At 69.6% G+C, this 17,015-nt stretch carries 14 protein-coding genes and 1 pseudogene; 8 read left to right on the top strand and 7 right to left on the bottom strand.

Going from position 1 to position 17,015, the window contains the following annotated elements; genetic code table 11:
• Positions 1-55: 55 nt before the first annotated feature.
• The gene (locus tag ACESMR_RS18295; RefSeq protein ID WP_373048550.1) at positions 56-295 is read right to left on the bottom strand and encodes a type II toxin-antitoxin system ParD family antitoxin; all 240 of its coding nucleotides are present in this window, start codon (positions 293-295) and stop codon (positions 56-58) included.
• Positions 296-419: 124 nt separating this feature from the next.
• Between ACESMR_RS18295 and ACESMR_RS18290 the strand changes: the two genes are divergently transcribed.
• The 4 genes from ACESMR_RS18290 (at position 420) to ACESMR_RS18275 (ending at position 4,762) form a co-directional block, all read left to right on the top strand.
• Positions 420-2,234, top strand: coding sequence for a glycoside hydrolase family 15 protein (locus ACESMR_RS18290; protein ID WP_373048549.1), 1,815 nt, complete (start codon positions 420-422; stop codon positions 2,232-2,234).
• Positions 2,231-2,707: a hypothetical protein gene (locus ACESMR_RS18285; RefSeq protein ID WP_373048548.1), complete on the top strand. Its 477-nt coding sequence runs from the start codon at positions 2,231-2,233 to the stop codon at positions 2,705-2,707. The genes ACESMR_RS18290 and ACESMR_RS18285 overlap by 4 nt, the downstream gene beginning before the upstream one ends.
• Positions 2,708-2,786: 79 nt before the next feature.
• Positions 2,787-3,470, top strand: a complete 684-nt coding sequence (locus ACESMR_RS18280; RefSeq protein WP_373048547.1) for an ArsR/SmtB family transcription factor — start codon at positions 2,787-2,789, stop codon at positions 3,468-3,470.
• Positions 3,467-4,762: an MFS transporter gene (locus ACESMR_RS18275; protein ID WP_373048546.1), complete on the top strand. Its 1,296-nt coding sequence runs from the start codon at positions 3,467-3,469 to the stop codon at positions 4,760-4,762. Before ACESMR_RS18280 ends, ACESMR_RS18275 begins: the two co-directional genes overlap by 4 nt.
• Here the strand turns inward: ACESMR_RS18275 and ACESMR_RS18270 are convergent.
• Positions 4,747-5,628, bottom strand: a complete 882-nt coding sequence (locus ACESMR_RS18270; protein ID WP_373048545.1) for a bifunctional methionine sulfoxide reductase B/A protein — start codon at positions 5,626-5,628, stop codon at positions 4,747-4,749. The two genes, ACESMR_RS18275 and ACESMR_RS18270, sit on opposite strands and share 16 nt — an antisense overlap.
• Before the next feature lie 305 nt (positions 5,629-5,933).
• Between ACESMR_RS18270 and ACESMR_RS18265 the strand changes: the two genes are divergently transcribed.
• Positions 5,934-6,701 (top strand): ZIP family metal transporter, encoded by a 768-nt coding sequence (locus ACESMR_RS18265; protein WP_373048544.1) that lies wholly within the window; start codon positions 5,934-5,936, stop codon positions 6,699-6,701.
• 73 nt (positions 6,702-6,774) lie between these two features.
• On the opposite strand, the gene ACESMR_RS18260 is transcribed toward ACESMR_RS18265, so the two are convergent.
• Positions 6,775-7,824, bottom strand: coding sequence for an alpha/beta fold hydrolase (locus tag ACESMR_RS18260; RefSeq protein WP_373048543.1), 1,050 nt, complete (start codon positions 7,822-7,824; stop codon positions 6,775-6,777).
• Positions 7,825-7,935: 111 nt separating this feature from the next.
• On the opposite strand from ACESMR_RS18260, the gene ACESMR_RS18255 reads away from it, so the two are divergent.
• From ACESMR_RS18255 to ACESMR_RS18245, 3 genes are all read left to right on the top strand, one after another.
• Positions 7,936-9,216, top strand: coding sequence for an epoxide hydrolase family protein (locus ACESMR_RS18255; RefSeq protein WP_373048542.1), 1,281 nt, complete (start codon positions 7,936-7,938; stop codon positions 9,214-9,216).
• A 55-nt stretch (positions 9,217-9,271) separates the two neighbouring features.
• Positions 9,272-11,104, top strand: a complete 1,833-nt coding sequence (locus ACESMR_RS18250; protein WP_373048541.1) for a BTAD domain-containing putative transcriptional regulator — start codon at positions 9,272-9,274, stop codon at positions 11,102-11,104.
• Positions 11,105-11,184: 80 nt separating this feature from the next.
• Positions 11,185-11,850: a hypothetical protein gene (locus ACESMR_RS18245; protein ID WP_373048540.1), complete on the top strand. Its 666-nt coding sequence runs from the start codon at positions 11,185-11,187 to the stop codon at positions 11,848-11,850.
• 21 nt (positions 11,851-11,871) lie between these two features.
• Here the strand turns inward: ACESMR_RS18245 and ACESMR_RS18240 are convergent, their stop codons facing one another.
• The 4 genes and pseudogenes from ACESMR_RS18240 to mxcH all read right to left on the bottom strand — a co-directional run bounded on the left by ACESMR_RS18240 (position 11,872) and on the right by mxcH (position 16,910).
• Positions 11,872-12,126, bottom strand: coding sequence for a hypothetical protein (locus tag ACESMR_RS18240; RefSeq protein WP_373048539.1), 255 nt, complete (start codon positions 12,124-12,126; stop codon positions 11,872-11,874).
• Positions 12,123-13,213, bottom strand: a pseudogene (locus tag ACESMR_RS18235) (PepSY-associated TM helix domain-containing protein). Before ACESMR_RS18235 ends, ACESMR_RS18240 begins: the two are co-directional and overlap by 4 nt.
• A gap of 86 nt (positions 13,214-13,299) precedes the next feature.
• Positions 13,300-14,511, bottom strand: a complete 1,212-nt coding sequence (locus tag ACESMR_RS18230) for a hypothetical protein (protein WP_373048538.1) — start codon at positions 14,509-14,511, stop codon at positions 13,300-13,302.
• Between the two features lie 44 nt (positions 14,512-14,555).
• Positions 14,556-16,910: a TonB-dependent siderophore myxochelin receptor MxcH gene (gene mxcH / locus ACESMR_RS18225; RefSeq protein ID WP_373048690.1), complete on the bottom strand. Its 2,355-nt coding sequence runs from the start codon at positions 16,908-16,910 to the stop codon at positions 14,556-14,558.
• Between the last annotated feature and the right edge of the window lie 105 nt (positions 16,911-17,015).

The following is a 17,015-nucleotide window of genomic DNA, read 5'->3' as shown; positions in this document are numbered from 1 at the left end:
ATGATGTGCTGGATATCCCTGGTGACCGCTGCGCGCGGAACGACCGGCCTGGGCCTCACTCGTCTCCGCGTCCGCGGACCCGGCCCCGAAGCTGCTCGAACCAGGCAGCATCCGCAGGGGACGACAGCACGGATGCCGCCCCCTCGAGCAATAGGCGGCGCAGTTGCTGGCGCTCCTGATCCTTCCGAATCCGCTCGCGGACGTACTCGCTGCTGCTGCCATATCCACGCTCGGCAACCTGCTCGCCGACGAAAGCCTTCAGGGCGTCGGGCAGCGAGATGTTCATCGTGCTCATGTCCACAGCGATAGCGAGCCTTGGCGAGGTTTGCCAGAGGGCCGCATTGCAGGACCGGCCGCGGCCGCTCGACCGCACGCAGCCTGGTGCAATTCGCCGTGCATGCGCACCGATTGAAGCAGCTATGAGCGACGCTCGGATTGCCGACTACGCGCCCATCGGCGACGGGCGCAGCCTGGCGCTCGTTTCGCGCACGGGTTCGATCGACTGGCTCTGCTGGCCGAGGCTGGACAGCCCCAGCCTCTTTGCGAGCCTCCTCGACCCGGCGGCGGGCCACTGGAGCATCCGTCCCGCCGGCGCGCTCCAACCGCGCCGGCGCTACCTCCCCGAAACGAACGTGCTGCAGACCGACTGGGAGGGGCCGGACGGCGCCCTGGAGGTGACCGATTGGATGGCGGCTGCGACGGAGGCCGAGAAGCGCCGACGCCTCTGGCCCGAGCACGCACTCGTCCGGCGGGTGCGCTGCGGACGGGGCCCGCTGGAGGTGATCGTCGAGTTCGCCCCTCGACCGGCCTACGGCAAGGCGCCCCGGTGGACACGCGGCGAAGGCTCGATGCGCCGCGTGGAAGCGGGCGGAGGTCTCCTCGTCCTCCAGAGCGACAGGACGCTGGTCGCAGATGGCGAGCGAGCGCGGCTGGTGCTGCGCCCCGGGGAGCAGTGCTGCTTCCTGCTCACCTGGGCCTCCGAGGCCCCCGCAGTCCTGCCTCCTCCCGAATCGTTTGCCGAAGACGCGCTCGCGCTGACGACCACCTGGTGGCGCACCTGGGCGGGCCGGATGCGCTACGACGGCCCCTGGCGGGCGCTCGTGCTGCGCAGCGCGCTCGCCGTGAAGCTCCTCACCTTCGCGCCCTCCGGGGCCATCGCTGCTGCAGGCACCACGTCCTTGCCTGAGCGCCTCGGCGGCGACCTCAACTGGGATTACCGGTTCTGCTGGGTCCGCGACGCGTCGCTCACCGTCCGCGCGCTGCTCTCGCTCGGCTACGAGGCCGAGGCGGACGCTTTCGTGAGCTGGATGCTGCACGCCACGCGCCTCACCCGCCCCGAGATGAAGGTGCTCTACGATCTGTACGGACGTGAGCCTCCCGCCGAATACGAGCTTCCGTGGGCAGGCTTTCGGGGCTCGAGGCCGGTCCGGATCAACAACGGCGCATCCGACCAGCTGCAGCTCGATTCCTACGGCGAGGTGATCGACGCCGTGGCGCAGCTGGTGCGGATCGGCCGAGAGGTCGACGGCGAAACCAACCGCATGCTGGGAGACTTCGGCAGCTTCGTCTGCAGGAACTGGGAGCGGCCGGACAGCGGGATCTGGGAGCCGCGCGAGCCGCTGCAGCACTACAGCCACTCGAAGGTCCTCTGCTGGGTGGCGCTCGAGCGACTGCTCGAGTTGCAGGACCGTGGTTCGCTCCGGCGCCTGCCGGTGGAGCGCTTTCGGCAGAACCGGGACCAGCTCGCTGCCACGATCCGGGGCCGGGCGTGGAGTCCGAGCCTCGGCAGCTACGTGCAGACCCTGGGCGGAAGCCGCCTCGATGCGAGCAGCCTGCTCTTCAGCTGGTACGGCTTCGAGGACGCGCGCTCCGAGCGGATGCGCGGGACAGCCGCTGCGTTGCTCGAGCGCCTCTCGCCTGCCCCCGGACTCCTCTACCGCTACGACCAGAGCATCGAGGCCGGGGAGGGCGCCTTCGCCATCTGCTCGTTCTGGTTCGCCGAGTACCTGGCGCGCGGGGGCGGCAGCCTGCAGGCAGCGGAGCAGATGTTCGCCATGGCGGCTCGCTTTGCCAACGACCTGGGCCTCCTCTCCGAGGAGATCGAGCCGCGCAGTGGCGAGCTCCTCGGCAACTTCCCCCAGGCGTTCTCGCACATCGGCCTGATCAGCGCGGCGCTCGCCATCGAGGAGCGGCGCCGCCAGACCGCACGCAGGGCAGCGGAGGTGGCACGGTGAACGTCGGCGCATGGCTGATCTGGGGATTTGCCGCCACCGTGGTTCTCACCACGCTGATGGCCGGCAGCCAGGCGGCGAACCTCACCCGCATGAACCTCCCCTACCTGCTGGGCACGATGGTCACGCCGAGCCGAGACAAGGCCAAGGTGCTCGGCATCGTCATGCACCTGGTGAACGGCTGGGTCTTCTCGCTCGTCTACGTGCTGGCTTTCCACCAACTCGGCGTAGCGACCTGGTGGTGGGGCGCCACCGTCGGCTTCGTCCATGGCGCCTTCGTGATTGCGGTGGCTTTCCCCGCGCTGCCGGGGATCCACCCGCGGATGGCGAGTGAAACCCGGGGGCCGACGGTGGTCCGGCATCTCGAGCCGCCCGGCTTTCTCGGCCGCCACTACGGGATGCGCACGCCCGTCTCCGTGCTCCTCAGCCACCTCGTCTACGGCGGGATCCTCGGCGCCTTCTATCCCCTCGGCTGAGCCTGCGGATTGGACGAGGTGTTGCACGGCGATCGCACCCAGTCTTGACCATTCAATCGATTGCTATATTACTTGACCAATGACGCGACCCAAGAACCCCCACAAGGACGCGATCTACGAGCAGTTCGCGCGGATCGGGAAGGCGATCTCGGCACCCAAGCGGTTGCAGCTGATCGACGTGCTCAGCCAGGGCCCGCGGACGGTGGAGGCGCTCGCCGAGCAGGCCGACCTCTCGCTCGCCAACGCCTCGCAGCACCTGCAGGTCCTGCGGGCCGCGCGCCTGGTCGAAACCGAGAAGAAGGGGCTCTACGTCGAGTACCGCCTGGCGGACGCCGAAGTCGGACGCTTCTTCGTCGCGCTCCGGTCGTTGGCGGAGGCGCGCCTCGCCGAGGTGGAGCAGATCACCCGCGACGTTCTCGGGGCCGGGGACGCGATGGAGCCGATCGAGGGCGAGGAGCTGCGCCGTCGGATCAAACGAGGCGAGGTGACCGTCGTCGACGTGCGCCCACCGGAGGAGTTCCGCGCCGGCCACGTCCCCGGCGCGATCTCGCTGCCGCTCGCCGAGTTGCACAAGCGCCTCGGGGAGCTGCCGAACGACCGCGAGATCGTCGCCTATTGCCGCGGCCCCTATTGCGTGATGGCCGTCGAGGCCGTCGCGCTCCTGCGGAAGAAGGGTTTTCGCGCCAGGCGGATGGAAGAGGGCGTCGTCGACTGGCGGGCGCGTGGCTGGCGTGTCGCCACCGGCGAGGGAGCCGCGCGATGAGCCAGGTTCGGCTCGGCCTGCGGGAGAACATCGGGCAGTTCTCGCTGCTCGTGCTGGTCAACGCCTTCGTCGGCGCCATGGTCGGGATGGAGCGCACCATCCTCCCGCCGATCGCCGAGGAGGAGTTCCAGCTCGCCGCGAAGACTGCCGTGCTCTCGTTCATCGTCGTCTTCGGCGTGACCAAGGCCTTCACCAACTATCTCGCGGGCCGGCTCTCCGATCGCTTCGGCCGCAAGCACGTGCTCGTCGGGGGCTGGCTGGTGGCGGCGCCCGTTCCCTTCCTGCTGATGTGGGCGCCGAGCTGGTCGTGGGTTCTCTTCGCCAACGCGCTCCTCGGCGTGAGCCAGGGCCTCACCTGGTCGACGACCGTGATCATGAAGATCGACCTGGTGGGGCCCGCGAAGCGGGGCCTCGCCATGGGGCTCAACGAATTCGCCGGCTACTTCGCCGTTGCCGCCAGCGCGCTGGCCACCGGCTTGGTCGCCGCGCAATACGGCCTGCGCCCAGAGCCGTTCTTCCTCGGCGTGGGCTTCGTCGTCCTGGGACTCGCGCTCTCCGTGCTCGCGGTGCGTGAGACGAAGCACCACGTCGCCGCCGAGGCAAAGCTCCATGGCGATCTGCCAGCAGGTGGCATGCCCACCCAGCGGGCGATATTCCTGCGAACCTCGCTACTCGACCGCAACCTCTCCAGCGTCAGCCAGGCGGGGCTCGTCAACAACCTGAACGACGGCATGGCGTGGGGCCTCTTCCCGCTCTTCTTCGCCGCGGCGCAGATGGACCTCGAGCGGATCGGCCTGCTCGCAGCGATCTACCCTGCCACCTGGGGCATCGCCCAGATCTTCACCGGCGCCCTGTCGGATCGGGTGGGCCGCAAGTGGCTCATCGCCGCCGGCATGTGGGTGCAGGCGATCGGGATCGCGGTGACGGTGCTGTCGGCGTCGTTCGCCGGCTTCGCCGCCGGCGGGGTGCTGCTCGGCCTGGGCACCGCGATGGTCTACCCCACCCTGCTCGCCGCCATCGGCGACGTGGCGCACCCGTCGTGGCGGGCCTCCTCCGTCGGCGTCTACCGGCTCTGGCGTGACCTCGGCTATGCCGTCGGCGCGCTCCTCGCCGGCCTGGTCGCCGACGCGCTGGGCGTGCCGGCGGCGATGTGGACGGTGGCGCTGCTCACCTTCGGCTCGGGGCTGCTGGTCGCGGTCCGGATGCGCGAGACGATGCACCCGCGGCACGGTGGGCAGGCCGGGCTTTCGATCGACGGTGCGACGCTGCCGGCGCGTCAGTCGCGGACGTAGTGGCAGGTGTACCCGCCGGGATTCTTGCGCAGGTAGTCCTGGTGGTCGGCTTCGGCCGGATAGAAGCTTCCGTGCGCGACGATCTCCGTGACGATCGGGTTATCCCATTTTCCGGAGCGCTCGACCTCGGCCTTCACCCGCTCCGCCACCACACGCTGGTCGTCGTCGAAGACGAAGATGCTCGAGCGGTACTGCGAGCCTGCATCGTTCCCCTGCCGATTCCTCGTGGTGGGATCGTGGATGCGGAAGAAGAATCGGAGCAGCGCTTCGTAGGTCAGCTTCGAGGGGTCGAAGACCACCTGGACCGCTTCCGCGTGTCCGGTGCGCCCCGTCGTCACGTCGTCGTACTTCGGAGCCGTGGTGCTGCCGCCGGCATATCCGACTTCGGTATCGATGACCCCCGGCAGCGCGCGCAGCAGCTCCTCCACGCCCCAGAAACAACCGCCGGCGAGCACGGCGACCTCCTCCTGCTCGACGCTGGGCTTCGCGTCCTCGAAGCGCTTCGCCCACTCGCCGTATCCCTCCGCCTCGAGTCTGTCCCTGGGGACGAACCGCAGCGCCGCCGAGTTGATGCAGTAGCGCATCCCCGTCGGGGAAGGCCCGTCGGCAAAAACATGCCCGAGGTGGGAGTCGGCCTGGGTGGAGCGCACCTCAGCGCGGATCATCCCGTGCGACCGGTCGGTCCGCTCGCGCACAGCCTGCCGGGACAAGGGTTGCGTGAAGCTCGGCCAGCCGCTGTGCGAGTCGAATTTGTCCAGCGAGCTGAACAGCGGCTCGCCCGAAACGACGTCCACGTACAGGCCTGCCTCCGTGTGCTTCCAGAATGGATTCCGGAAGCGAGGCTCCGTGGCCCCCTCCTGCGTCACCTGGTACTGCAGCGGCGTGAGCCGCTTTTCGAGCTCCGGGTCCTTCTGCCGCCTGTCGTCGTCCATCGCGCCGCCCCCCCTCGTTCCAGGCTCATGCCGTCCGGTGATTCCGCACTGGCGTCACGCGCCCCTCGAGACACAGTAGGTCCGAAGCACCACGGTGCCATCGGGACTCGTCTGCGCTCGACGCCCGCGAAGCGGGAGCGGCCTGCCACCAGGCCCCCCGAACAGCGTGGCCGGGCCGATTGCCGAACTCGTTCGCTCTGCACCATGCTCGTCGGATCCGAACGCTTGGGAGGAAAAAGTTGCCGCTCCTCGGACAGGCCGTGGCATGGGGACTGATCGCGGGTTCTGGGCTCCTGCTCGGAGCCGTGGCGGCCGTCTCGCTGTCCGGCCGTCTTCCCCATCGAGTCATCGCCGGGACGATGAGCTTCGGCGGCGGCGTCCTGATCGCGCAGCTCTCGGTCGACCTCATGGAGGCCGCCTTCCGACGGGGAGGTCCTGCAGCAGCAACGGCAGGCTTCCTGGCGGGTGCCGTCGTCTTCTGCTCGGCGAATTGGCGCTTGTCACGGGCGGGTGCGAGGCACCGCAACCGATGCGGCGGGTGCGTGCAGCAACCGACGGAGTCACAGCATCCGGGCAGCGGACGAGCGATCGCGCTCGGCGCCGTGCTCGACGGCATCCCCGAGTCGCTCGTCATCGGCCTGTCGTTGCTGGGGGGCGAGAGGACCGGGATCGGACTGGTGGCAGGCTTCTTTCTCGCCAACATCCCGCAGGGACTCTCGAGCGCCTCCGGCATGCTGAAGGCGCGCCGGTCGACGCGCTACATCTTCGGCGTCTGGACCGGGATTCCCGTGAGCGGGGGCCTGGCGTCCGGCGCGGGCCTGCTCCTGCTGGGCGGCGCGCCCCCGGCGGTCCTGGCGACCATCCTGGCCTTCGCGGCAGGCGGCGTGCTGGCGATGCTCGCAGAGTCGATGATCCCCGAGGCCGCCGAGGATGCACAGCCATTCACCGGCCTCTTCGCCGTATTGGGCTTTCTCTGCGCCTTCCTGATTCTGAAGGCCGTCGACTGAGGTTGCCGCAGGCCTCGTTGCACGCGCCATCGGCGGGGACCTTCCTGGCGAAGCAGGTCCCGCGGGTGGCGCCTCAGGGGCCTTGCTCACGCAGGGCCCCGCTCTCGGCCTGTGCGGCGTCGCGATAAGGAGCGAGGAAGGTGCCGAGCGCCGCCAGCATCTCGTCGGGTGCTTCCTCGGCCACGAAGTGACCCGCGCCGGGGATCACGAGGCCGTGCACGTCGTCTGCGACGAGTCGGAGCGCACCCGCGACCATCTCGCCGAAGCTCGCCTCGCCGCCAACCGCCAGGACCGGCATGCGCAACCGCCTCGCCTTGCGCTCGCCGTCCTGCGCGATGGTCGTATCGAGCGCCCGGTACCACCCGAAGCTGCCGCGCAGGGCGTCGGGATCCGAGAGGCCGCGCACGTAATAACGAATGACCTCGTCGGGCAGCTTCTTCGCGGCTGCGTCGAACTCCCAGCGGAAGAAGAGCTCCTCCCGTCCCGCGACCAGTTGTTCGTTCAGCTTCTCGATCCGGTTGAACGGCAGGTGCCACAGGCGATCGTTGATCGGCCCGGGGACGAAGATCGGCGGTGAGGGAGAGGCCCCGGGGGAGCCCGGGATCTCGGCCAGGACCACTCGCTCGACCCGGTCCGGCCAATCGGCGGCAAGCGCGTAGCAGATGGCGAAGCCGGTATCATGCCCGACCGCAGCGAAACGCTGGTGACCGAGGGCTTCCATCAGTCCAATCATGTCACGGGCGAGGGTCCCGGTATCGTAGCCACCTGCAGGCTTGTCCGAGAGCCCCATCCCGCGCTGGTCGACCGCGATGACTTCGAAATCCCGGGCCAGCGCCGGCATGAGCAAGCGCCACGCGTACCAACTCTCCGGCCAGCCGTGGACCAGCAGCAGCGGCGGCCCCTCGCCGCCGACGACTGCGTGCAGGCGCACCTCGCCAACGTCGACGAAGCGGCTCGTGAAGGTGTCGGTGAAGCCATCGGGAAGGCTCGGCGCATCCGAGACGGTGCCGGGCCCTTCCGCAATCGGATGGCTGGTGGATGTCGGCTGCATGGCGGTACCCCCTTGCGCGACACGGTAGGGTGGCGCGTCAGGCGCGGGAAGTGCGGCGGCGAGCGCCGCCATATCGATCAGCCCGCACCGCACCTTCGGCGTTCATCGGAAGTCTCGCGACCGTTGCCGGACGTCACGGCTGGCACCAGGTTCGGTGCGGTCCCTTTTCGGCTCCAGACGTCTGTGAGCAAGCAGGAGGTCGAGATGTCCGCCTCACGTGCCGAGTCGGCGATTCGGCAGTTCACGTTCGATTTTCCGGAGGCGGAGCTCGAGGAGCTGCGAAGCCGCATCCGCGCGACACGATGGCCGGACAAAGAGTCGGTCGACGATCAGACGCAGGGCACACCGCTCGCCACGATCCAGGCGCTGGCCCGCTATTGGGCGTCCGACTACGACTGGCGGAAGTGCGAGGCGAGGCTCAAGGCGGTGCCGCACTTCATCACGACGATCGACGGGCTGGACATCCACTTCGTGCACGTGCGCTCGAAGCACGAAGACGCTCTGCCAATGATCGTGACGCACGGATGGCCCGGCTCGGTCATCGAGCAGCTCAAGATCGTCGGACCACTCACCGATCCCACCGCGTACGGCGGGAGCGCTTCGGAGGCGTTCCATCTGGTCATCCCGTCGATGCCCGGCTACGGATTCTCGGGCAAGCCCACTGCGCCGGGATGGGACCCCGTCCGCATGGCGCGCGCCTGGGCCGAGCTCATGCAGCGACTCGGCTACACGCGGTACGTGGCCCAGGGCGGTGACTGGGGCGCGCAGGTTACGGAGCTGATGGGGGAGCTGGCTCCTCCAGGGCTGATTGGCATCCACACCAACATGCCCGGGACGGTTCCGGCCGACATCAACGCGAGGCTGATGAAAGGTGAGCCGCTGCCGTCCGGCCTTTCCGACGAGGAGAGGCGAGCGTGTGAGCAGCTCGCCTTCTTCTATGGCAAGCACCTCGCCTACGCGCTGATGATGGGCACGCGCCCGCAAACATTGACGGGACTGGCCGACTCACCGATCGGCCTTGCGGCATTCCTCATCGACCACGACGACGCCAGCCTGCAACTGATCTCCGAGACGTTCGCCGGGGAGCGCCGGGGGCTCAGCAAAGACGACGTCCTCGACAACATCACATTCTTCTGGCTGACCAACACGGCGATCTCCGCGGCCCGTCTCTATTGGGAGAACAAGGGGCCCTTCTTCGGCCGCAAGGACATCTCGCTGCCCGTGGCGATGAGCATCTTCCCCGACGAGCTGTACCAGGCGCCGCGGAGTTGGGCCGAGCAGGCGTATCCCAATCTCATCCATTACAACCGGCTCGACAGGGGCGGACACTTTGCCGCCTGGGAGCAGCCCGAGCTCTTCGTGCGCGAGCTCCGCGAAGGCTTCCGCTCGCTGCGCGAGATGAGCGAGCCGGCGACTCCCTACATGCCCTCGTTCGACCAGGCGCCTGCCGACACGCACGCGTAAGGACATGTACACGCGACTGCCGTCGGGCCCGGGCAGCTGGTAGGCTCGGGCCGCGATGCAGCGCCGACCGGACCCTGCCTGGACCCTACGCCTCCACGCCACCGCGCAGCTGGTGACCGACGGGGGCGGCGTGCTGCAATTGGAGCGCAAGACCGCTGCGTTTCTCGCGCTCCTCGCTACCGATGGGCCGATGACCCGATCGAAGGTGGCCGGCCTCCTCTGGGCCGACTCCTCCGAGCAACGTGCGCGCGCCAACCTGCGCCAGCTGCTCTCGCGCCTGCGCAAGCAGGCCGGAGGTGAGCTCGTCGGCCAGGGCGAGCCGCTGCGCCTGCTCCCTGCCGTCCACGTCGAACTCTCCCCAGAGCTCCTCGGCTGCTACGAGTTCGACGACTGCCTCGAGCTCTCCGAATGGCTCGCGGCGGCGCGCGAACGCCTGGTGCGCCTGCAGCTCACGAGCCTCGACGCAGACGGCGAACAGCTCGAGCGCATGGGCGATCTGGCGGGAGCCCTGCGTCGGGCGGAGCAGGCAGCCGCGCTCGATCCCCTCTCCGAGCGATGCGTGCGACGGCTCATGCGGCTGCACCTCGCGCTGGACGATCGCGCCGCTGCGCTGCGGGTCTTCCGCGACTGCGAGCAGCGGCTCGAGCGAGAGCTCGGCGTCGCGCCCGCCGAGGAGACGCGGCGGCTCGCCCACGCCATCGGCGTGGGGGACGCGCCCGTCCCCGAGGCGCCCCGCCGCTTCCCGGCAGCGACCCTGCACCCCCCGGGGCTCGTCGGCAGGGAGCGCGACTGGGCCCGGCTCGAGGCAGCCTGGAGCGCCGGGCGGACGATCTTCCTCGGCGGAGCAGCAGGGGTCGGCAAGAGCCGCCTCGCTCTCGACTTCGCGCGGTCGAAGGGCGTTGCCCTGGTGATCGAAAGCCGGCCCGGCGACGCGGACGTCCCGTTCGCCTCCCAGGCAAGGGCGGTGCGCCAGGTCTTCACCAGGTGGCCGGACCTGGCGCTTCCGGACTGGGCCCGCCGCGAGCTCTCCCGCATGCTCCCCGCGCTCGCGTCACCCGACCGCCGGCCACCGCCGCTGCAGGGCTCCGACGACAGGCTGCACTTCCTGGAGGCCCAGGCCGAGCTGCTGCGCCGAGCGGCAGCGTGCGAGGGTCGCCACGGCGAAGGCGTCGCCCTGGTGGTCGACGATCTCCAATTCTGTGATCCCTGGAGCGCCGAGGTGGGCCACTACCTCTTCTCGAACCGGGATCTCGGCTTTCGCCCGATCCTCACCTATCGCACCGGCCAGCTCCCCCCACCCCTGCAGCGCTCGATGGAGCAGCTGGTCGACGCGGGGATCGCCGAGTCGATCGAGCTGCCCCCGCTCGACACGACCTCGGTCGAGGCCCTCGTGGGTGCGCTGGGGCTGGAGCGGATCGAGGGGATCGGGCTGGCGGGCGGGTTGCCGGCGCTGGTCCTCGAGATGGCGAAGAGCGCGCTCGACCGCCGGGCGGCCGGTCGCGACGTCCCCCCGGCGAACCTGGAACGGCTCATCCGCGCACGGCTCGGCAAGCTCACCGGGACGGCGGTGCAGCTCGCCCAGGTCGCAGCGCTGGCCACCGATCAGCTCAGCGCCGAGCTGGCGGCGGCGGTCCTGGGCGTGCGGCCGATCGATCTGGCGGAGGCGTGGGCCGAGCTCGAGGCCGCCCAGTTCCTCCAGGGGAACCGGATCGTCCACGACCTCGTCTGCGACGTTATCCGCGCCGGGCTCCCGCAGGCGATCGCCGAGCACCTCCACCGCTGCATCGCCCGCGAGCTCGAGAGGTTGGGCGCCGATCCGACCGCGATCGCCGCGCAGTGGCAGGCCGGCGGCGCACCGGAGCGCGCGGCGCCGCACCTCATCGCCTGACGATCCGTGTCACGCTCCAGTGACGCCGGTTGCAGCACGCTGGGATCCCGCAGTTCCCACATCCAGCAAGGTTGCGACCCATGACCCGTCTTCTCCTCCCCCTCGCCGCCCTCCTCCTCGGCGCGTGCGGCGGCTCCGATTCGAACAGCAGCAGCAAGAAGCCCCTGGACGAGAACCAGGACCCGATCGCGCCCAACTGTGCCTCGTCGTTCTGCGCCGAGGTCGAGGTCGACTCGCGGCTCTCCTGCCACGATCCGATCGGCGAGAAGGACTACGCTCTCGTCACCAACATCCAGGGCCGCACCGAGCAGGTGAGCTGCTACGCCGACGGCTACGGCGACGGCACGAGCAAACCGGACCTGGTGGTCGGCATCGCCATGGACGGTGCGGGCGACGACGCCAGCGAGGTGTGGTTCCGTCTCCGCAACTACGTCGGCGCCGGCACCTACCAGCTCTACAACGTGGCGGACGACCTCAACCACGTCGGGCTGCTGCTCCAGAACAGCGACGGCCTCGCGGCTGGAACCCTCGACTGCGTTCCGGCGTCCTGTGTGGCGACCGTCTCCGAGAACAGCGATCTGCTGCCCGACGATCCGATGCAGACGCACGAGTTCCGCGTCCGCGTGGAGATCAGCTGTCCTGGGGGCAGCACGGTCACCGACATGCACTGCGAGAGTGAGTTCCAGACGGTCTGCACCTTCGATGCGGCGCCGACGCTGCGCTTCGACCTCGCATGCAACCAGTAGCGCCGCGGCGCTCCGGCCCGCTCAGAGCCCGGGGGCGGCAGGCGGTCCCGCCCCCGGCTCCCCCGACGGCCGTGCGGTCGGCTCCGCCGCCCCCGTCCTCGCCCCCGTCCGGCGGAATGGAAACCAGCAGCCGATCAGCGCCGGCGCGCCCAGCGCAAGCCACGAGGTGGCATCGGCCAGGCCGTCACCGAGGAGCGCGACCACGAGCCCCAGCACGCTCGCACCACCGAGGAGCAGCGGCATGCCCCAGATCTGCATCGAAGTCTGCCGGCTCACGGGGCCACCGCCTTCTCGCCGGCAGCGCCCTTCCACCACTCCTCGAAGGTGACGCGCCGGCGCTTGATCCACAGGTAGACGCCGCTCACCAGGACCGCGATGGCGAGCAGATCGAGCAGCGCCCAGATCACCTTGAGCGGCATGCCGCCGTAGTCGCCGAAGTGGAGCGGCTGCGACAGGAGAAGTGCGCTCACGTACCAGGGCAGCTCCCGCTGCTCGAGCACCTCGCCGGTCTTGCCGTCGATGAGGAGCGGCAGGAGCAGCTTGGAGGTGAAGGGCGTGGCGCCCTGCATGAAGGCGACGAAGTGGCGCTCGGTGGCGAAGCCCGTGCCAGGAAAGGCCATGAAGCTGAGGCGCATCTCCGGCGCCGCCCCCTGGGCTGCCTCGACCGCACGCGCCGCGGAGAAGGGCGCCGCGTCCCCGCCCTCGTCGGCAGCGAGTAGGGCGCCGCCATCTCCACCAGCTGGGTGTTCTGCCACTGGCCGAAGATCGGGATCGAGAGCGTGTTGATCACGCCGGTGAGACCCACCACGGAAAGCCACACCAGGGTGACGATGCCGAGCATGTTGTGGAGGTCGAGCCACTTCAGGCGCGGCGATCGCTCCCGGCGGATGGTGCCGAAGCGCAGCCTGGTCATGTAGGGGCCGTAGAGCACGACGCCCGAGACGATCGCCACCACCAGCAGCAGCCCCATGAAGCCGAGGAAGAGCGTGCCCGGCAGGCCGGCGAACATGTCCACGTGGAGCCGGAGGAGGAGGTTCATCACGCCCTCGCCCAGCGGGTATTCGTGGAGGAAATCGCCGGTGCGGGCGTCGTAGAAGTAGAAGGCCGACGCCTCCGGCGCCTCGAGGCGCTCGCCCATGGTGACGAACCAGAATTCGGGCTCCTCCGGATCGGCCACCAGGAACTTCACCGCGTCGGAGGGACGGCGGGCGGAGGCGTCGGCGACGATCGCGTCGACGTCCGCCCGGGCGCGGATGCGTGCGTCAGTGGGAGCCAGCTCGGGCGGCTCGATGCTCCGCTCGAGCAGGTGATCGATCTCGTGCGCGAAGATGAGCGGCAACCCCGTCACGCAGAGCAGCAGCATGAAGAGCGTACAGACGAGGCTGGTCCACTTGTGGACCAGAAACCAGGCTTTGATCGAAGAGGCTCGCATCGGACGCACGCTCCGCTTCAGCGCTTCAGCTCGTAGAGGCCGTTGAAGTAGCCGTCCATCCGGAACTTCAGCGACGCCTGGTTGGTCGCGGGATCGATCTCGTAGACGTCGCTCGTGCTGCCGTCGGCGCTCTCACCGCTGTAGAGCTTGCCCTCGAAGCCCGAGCCGCCGAAGCCGATCACGGAGAAGGGAACCCCCTCGACCTCCTGCGCGGACGGCGTGTCGCCGAGCACGATCCGCCAGGTCTTGTGGACGGGGTGGCCCCAGAAGGTGAAGTCGACGGGCTTCACCTCGGCCGGGAGCCGCTCCGGGTAGAAGATCTTGGAGAAGGCGATCCCGGAGCCCTGCTGCGCGGTCTCGAACTCCCCGATCGACTCGTAGCCGCCGGTGATCGACTTGACGGTGTGGAAGTAGTCCGCCTCGAAGTCGGTCGCGCCGGGGGCGATGCGCAGGATGCAATTCTCGGCGATCTCCTGCTCGTCGCGGGCGGTGGCGAACATCTGGTGGCAGTAATTGCGACCGTCGCCCATCACGTAGCCGTAGCCCGCCTCGTCGAAGACGATCCTGCCGCCGCTGTTGCAGCGGTCGTCCTGCGCCGTGCCGACGAGATCCATCTTGCGGGGATCGAGGATGGCGACGGCGACGCCGTCGAGGATGCGTCCGCCCACCCAGTCGGAGCCACGGCCGGGGATGTAGACGAGGCCGTCGTGCGCCACGGTGGTCCACACCTCGAGGTCGTAGCCCTCGTGCTTCAGGTGTTCGAGGCCGACGGTGCCGCGGACCTCCATGGTGGTGGGGTTCCAGATCACGGCGAGCGGCGGAGAGCTGATCACCGAGACGGCGTGCTCCGCGTCGACGTAGGCGTAGCCGTAGTCGATGTAGCGGGCGCCGTACTCGAGCAGGCTGAGCTCGCCGGTGCGCGCGATGCCCCCGCCCTCCTGGAGCGTGTAGCGGATCCAGGTGGGCTCCTCGGCGAGGCCGACGAAGAGGTGCTCGCCGCCGGCCATGAGCACGCCGTTGCCCGGCATCTCGATGGCGTTCTCGTTGGTGAAGAGTCCGTCCTCGAGCGATTCGACGGTCTGCACGTAGGTGGTTCGGGTGCCGTCGGCGTCGATGACGACGGAGCCGAGCACGTAGGAGCCTGCGAGCGGCGCGTCCTCTTCCTCGGTGCCGCAGGCGGTGAGGGCCAGGCTGGCGCCCAGCAGCGAGATGGCTGCGATCTTCTTCATGGCGTTTCCTTTCACGGGGGATGGGACGCGGGGGCGCCCTGTCGTCAGAAGGTGGCGGTGGTCTTGAAGTAGAGGGAGCGGCCCGGCCGCTGCGCGCCGTAGGCGTCGAAGACGGCGGCGTCGCCGAGGTTCTGCACCTCGCCGGTGAAGCTCACCGTGCCGATCGGCGCCTCCATCTCGTAGACGAGCGCCAGCGCGTGCACGAGCTGGGTGGGAATGACGGCCTTGGAGTCGATGCTGCCGTTGCTCTCCCACTTGCGGAAGAACTCGCCGACGTAACGCGTGTTCCACACCAGCGCCGCGCGGTCCTCGCGCTGGGCGAGCCGTTCGGCCTGCACCCGCGCGGCGACGTTGGCGAAGAACCAGGGCTGGTTCGGGATCCGGTCGCCCGCCTGCTGCGAGAAGGTTCCCTCCTCGCCGACGTTGCGCATGTCGAGGAAGGTGAGGTTGCCGTCGAGGACGAGGTGGCCGCCGGGCGAGGTCCAGCCGGCAGCGGCCTCCACCCCGAGCGAGCGCGCCGCGAAGACGTTCTGGTACTGCAGCCGGATGTCCTGGCCGAGGATGACGATCAGGTTGTCGGCGTCGCGGAGGAATCCGTTGACGTCGGCCCGCAGCGCGCCGAGCGCGGTGTCGTAGCCGTCGACGGTGAGGCCGAGGTTGAAGTTGTGGCTCGTCTCCGGCTGCAGGCGGAGGTTGGCGTCGATGAGCACGCCGTTGCCGAAGAGCTCGTGAGGGCTGGGCAGTCGCGTCGCCCACTCCCAGGAGGCCTTGCCGTAGAGCCCGTCGGCGAAGCGGTAGCGGATCGAGTCGCCGACGCCGGTCCGGTGGAGGTCGACGTCGCGGCGGGCGTAGAGGCCGGACTGCAGGCGCTCCTCGGAGCGCAGCGCCTGCCGGTAGTCCTTCAGGAAGACGATGTTGTCGAGCCGGCCACCGAAGAGATCGATCTCGTATTCGACGCCGCTCACCAGCGTGAAGACGTGGCGCTCGGCAGCGAGCGGATCGCGCTGGCCCGGCTGGTCGAGGCGGTCGTCGCCGGTGCGGGTGAAGAAGGTGGGCGAGGCGCTGAAGCGCAGCTGGTGGTCGGGGTGGATCTGCCAGCCCAGGTTGAGCCGCCCGTAGCTGTTGCGATCGGTCCAGACGTCGTCCTGCAGGCCCGCGTCGATTTCGCCGGGGCGGCTCTGCCCGTTGGGCTCGAGGCAGCTGCCGTCCCAGAGGTAGACGCAGGTGGCGAGGTCCTGCAGGTAGAGCTCGCCCCACGTATGCCCGGCGAGCAGCTCCATCGTCACCCCGGCGCCGAGGGGCTGCTCGTAGCGCAGTGAGGCGCCGACGGTGGTGCCCCCGTAGACGACCTCGCCGAAGGGCCGGGTCATCACCGCGTTGTGCTGCAGCTCCTTGTCGTAATCCGCCAGCGACGCACGCACGAGGAGCCGCCGCGCCCACGGGCGGTCGACGAAGCCGGCCTCGACGGTGCCGCCGGTGGCGCGGTAGCCGTCGTGGTAGCGCTCCCAGGCCGGCATCGAGGCGCCGAGGCCCGGGCCCGATTCCCGCGCGGCGACCGGGTAGTCGTTCTCGGCGACGTCGAAGAAGCCGCTCGCACGGGCAACGAGGCCGGTGGGTTCGTGGAGGTGGCTCGCTGCGGCGGTGACGCGGTGGGTACCCCACGATCCCAGCTGGTACGACGCCGAGCCGTGGGTGCCCAGCTCCAGCGGCGCGGAGACGAGGTTGAACGCGCCGCCGAGGGCGTCCGCGCCGAAGCGGATCGGCACCACGCCCCGGTAGACTTCCACACGCTCCACGAGGTTCACCGGCACGTTGGCCATGCCGAAGGGGAAGCCCGCCAGCTCCAGCGGCACGCCGTCGAGGAAGAAGCGGATCTGGTCGTCGCCGAAGCCGTTGAGCGAGACGCGGGTGATCGAGCCGAGGCCGCCCTCGCGGCGCACGCCCACGCCCTGGGTGCGGGCGAGGACCTCGCCGAGATCTGCCGTCTCGCGCTTTGCCTGCTCCGTCTCGACCACCTGCACCGCCCGCGCGGATTCACGCAGCTGCTTGGCGTCGGACTTGCCCTCGACCGTCACCTCGATCGCCTCTTCGGTGGCAGGGGGCTGGGCCTGCTCCACAGCGGGGGGAACGGTGTCGGTGGCCGCCAGCGGCGGCAGCTCGAAGGTGTAGGGGTAGCGGATGCGTGCGGCGACGGGGACGCCGTCGCGTGTGGCCGGGGCGAAGCGCAGCTGCACGGCGGCCGCCCGCGCCGCCTCGTCGAGCGCTGCACCTGCCGACTCGACCACCTCTGCCGCCTGCACCGAGCCGTCTGCGGCGATGGTGAGAAGCAGCACCACCGTGCCCTCGGTTCGTGCGGCCAACGCCTCCGCGGGATAGGTCGCGGCGACGGGCTCGAGCAGCCGGGGGCGGGGTGAGGGTTGGGACGCGCTGCCCTTCGCTGCCCGTCTCCGTGGGTGCCTGTGCCGCGGCCTCCGCTGCCACCAGCACGAGGCAGAGCGCTGCTG

This window comes from Vulgatibacter sp. (assembly GCF_041687135.1).
Taxonomy (GTDB): domain Bacteria; phylum Myxococcota; class Myxococcia; order Myxococcales; family Vulgatibacteraceae; genus JAWLCN01.
The sequence above is the reverse complement of the archived record's forward strand: the minus strand, read 5'-3'. Positions and strand labels throughout refer to the sequence as shown.

Coding starts and splice junctions, on each gene's coding strand:
- ACESMR_RS18275 (WP_373048546.1), top strand. CDS start 3,467: ATGAGCCAGGTTCGGCTCGGCCTGCGGGAGAACATCGGGCAGTTCTCG.
- ACESMR_RS18290 (WP_373048549.1), top strand. CDS start 420: ATGAGCGACGCTCGGATTGCCGACTACGCGCCCATCGGCGACGGGCGC.
- ACESMR_RS18295 (WP_373048550.1), bottom strand. CDS start 295: ATGAGCACGATGAACATCTCGCTGCCCGACGCCCTGAAGGCTTTCGTC.
- ACESMR_RS18260 (WP_373048543.1), bottom strand. CDS start 7,824: ATGGCGGCGCTCGCCGCCGCACTTCCCGCGCCTGACGCGCCACCCTAC.
- ACESMR_RS18230 (WP_373048538.1), bottom strand. CDS start 14,511: ATGAAGAAGATCGCAGCCATCTCGCTGCTGGGCGCCAGCCTGGCCCTC.
- ACESMR_RS18245 (WP_373048540.1), top strand. CDS start 11,185: ATGACCCGTCTTCTCCTCCCCCTCGCCGCCCTCCTCCTCGGCGCGTGC.
- ACESMR_RS18250 (WP_373048541.1), top strand. CDS start 9,272: ATGCAGCGCCGACCGGACCCTGCCTGGACCCTACGCCTCCACGCCACC.
- ACESMR_RS18280 (WP_373048547.1), top strand. CDS start 2,787: ATGACGCGACCCAAGAACCCCCACAAGGACGCGATCTACGAGCAGTTC.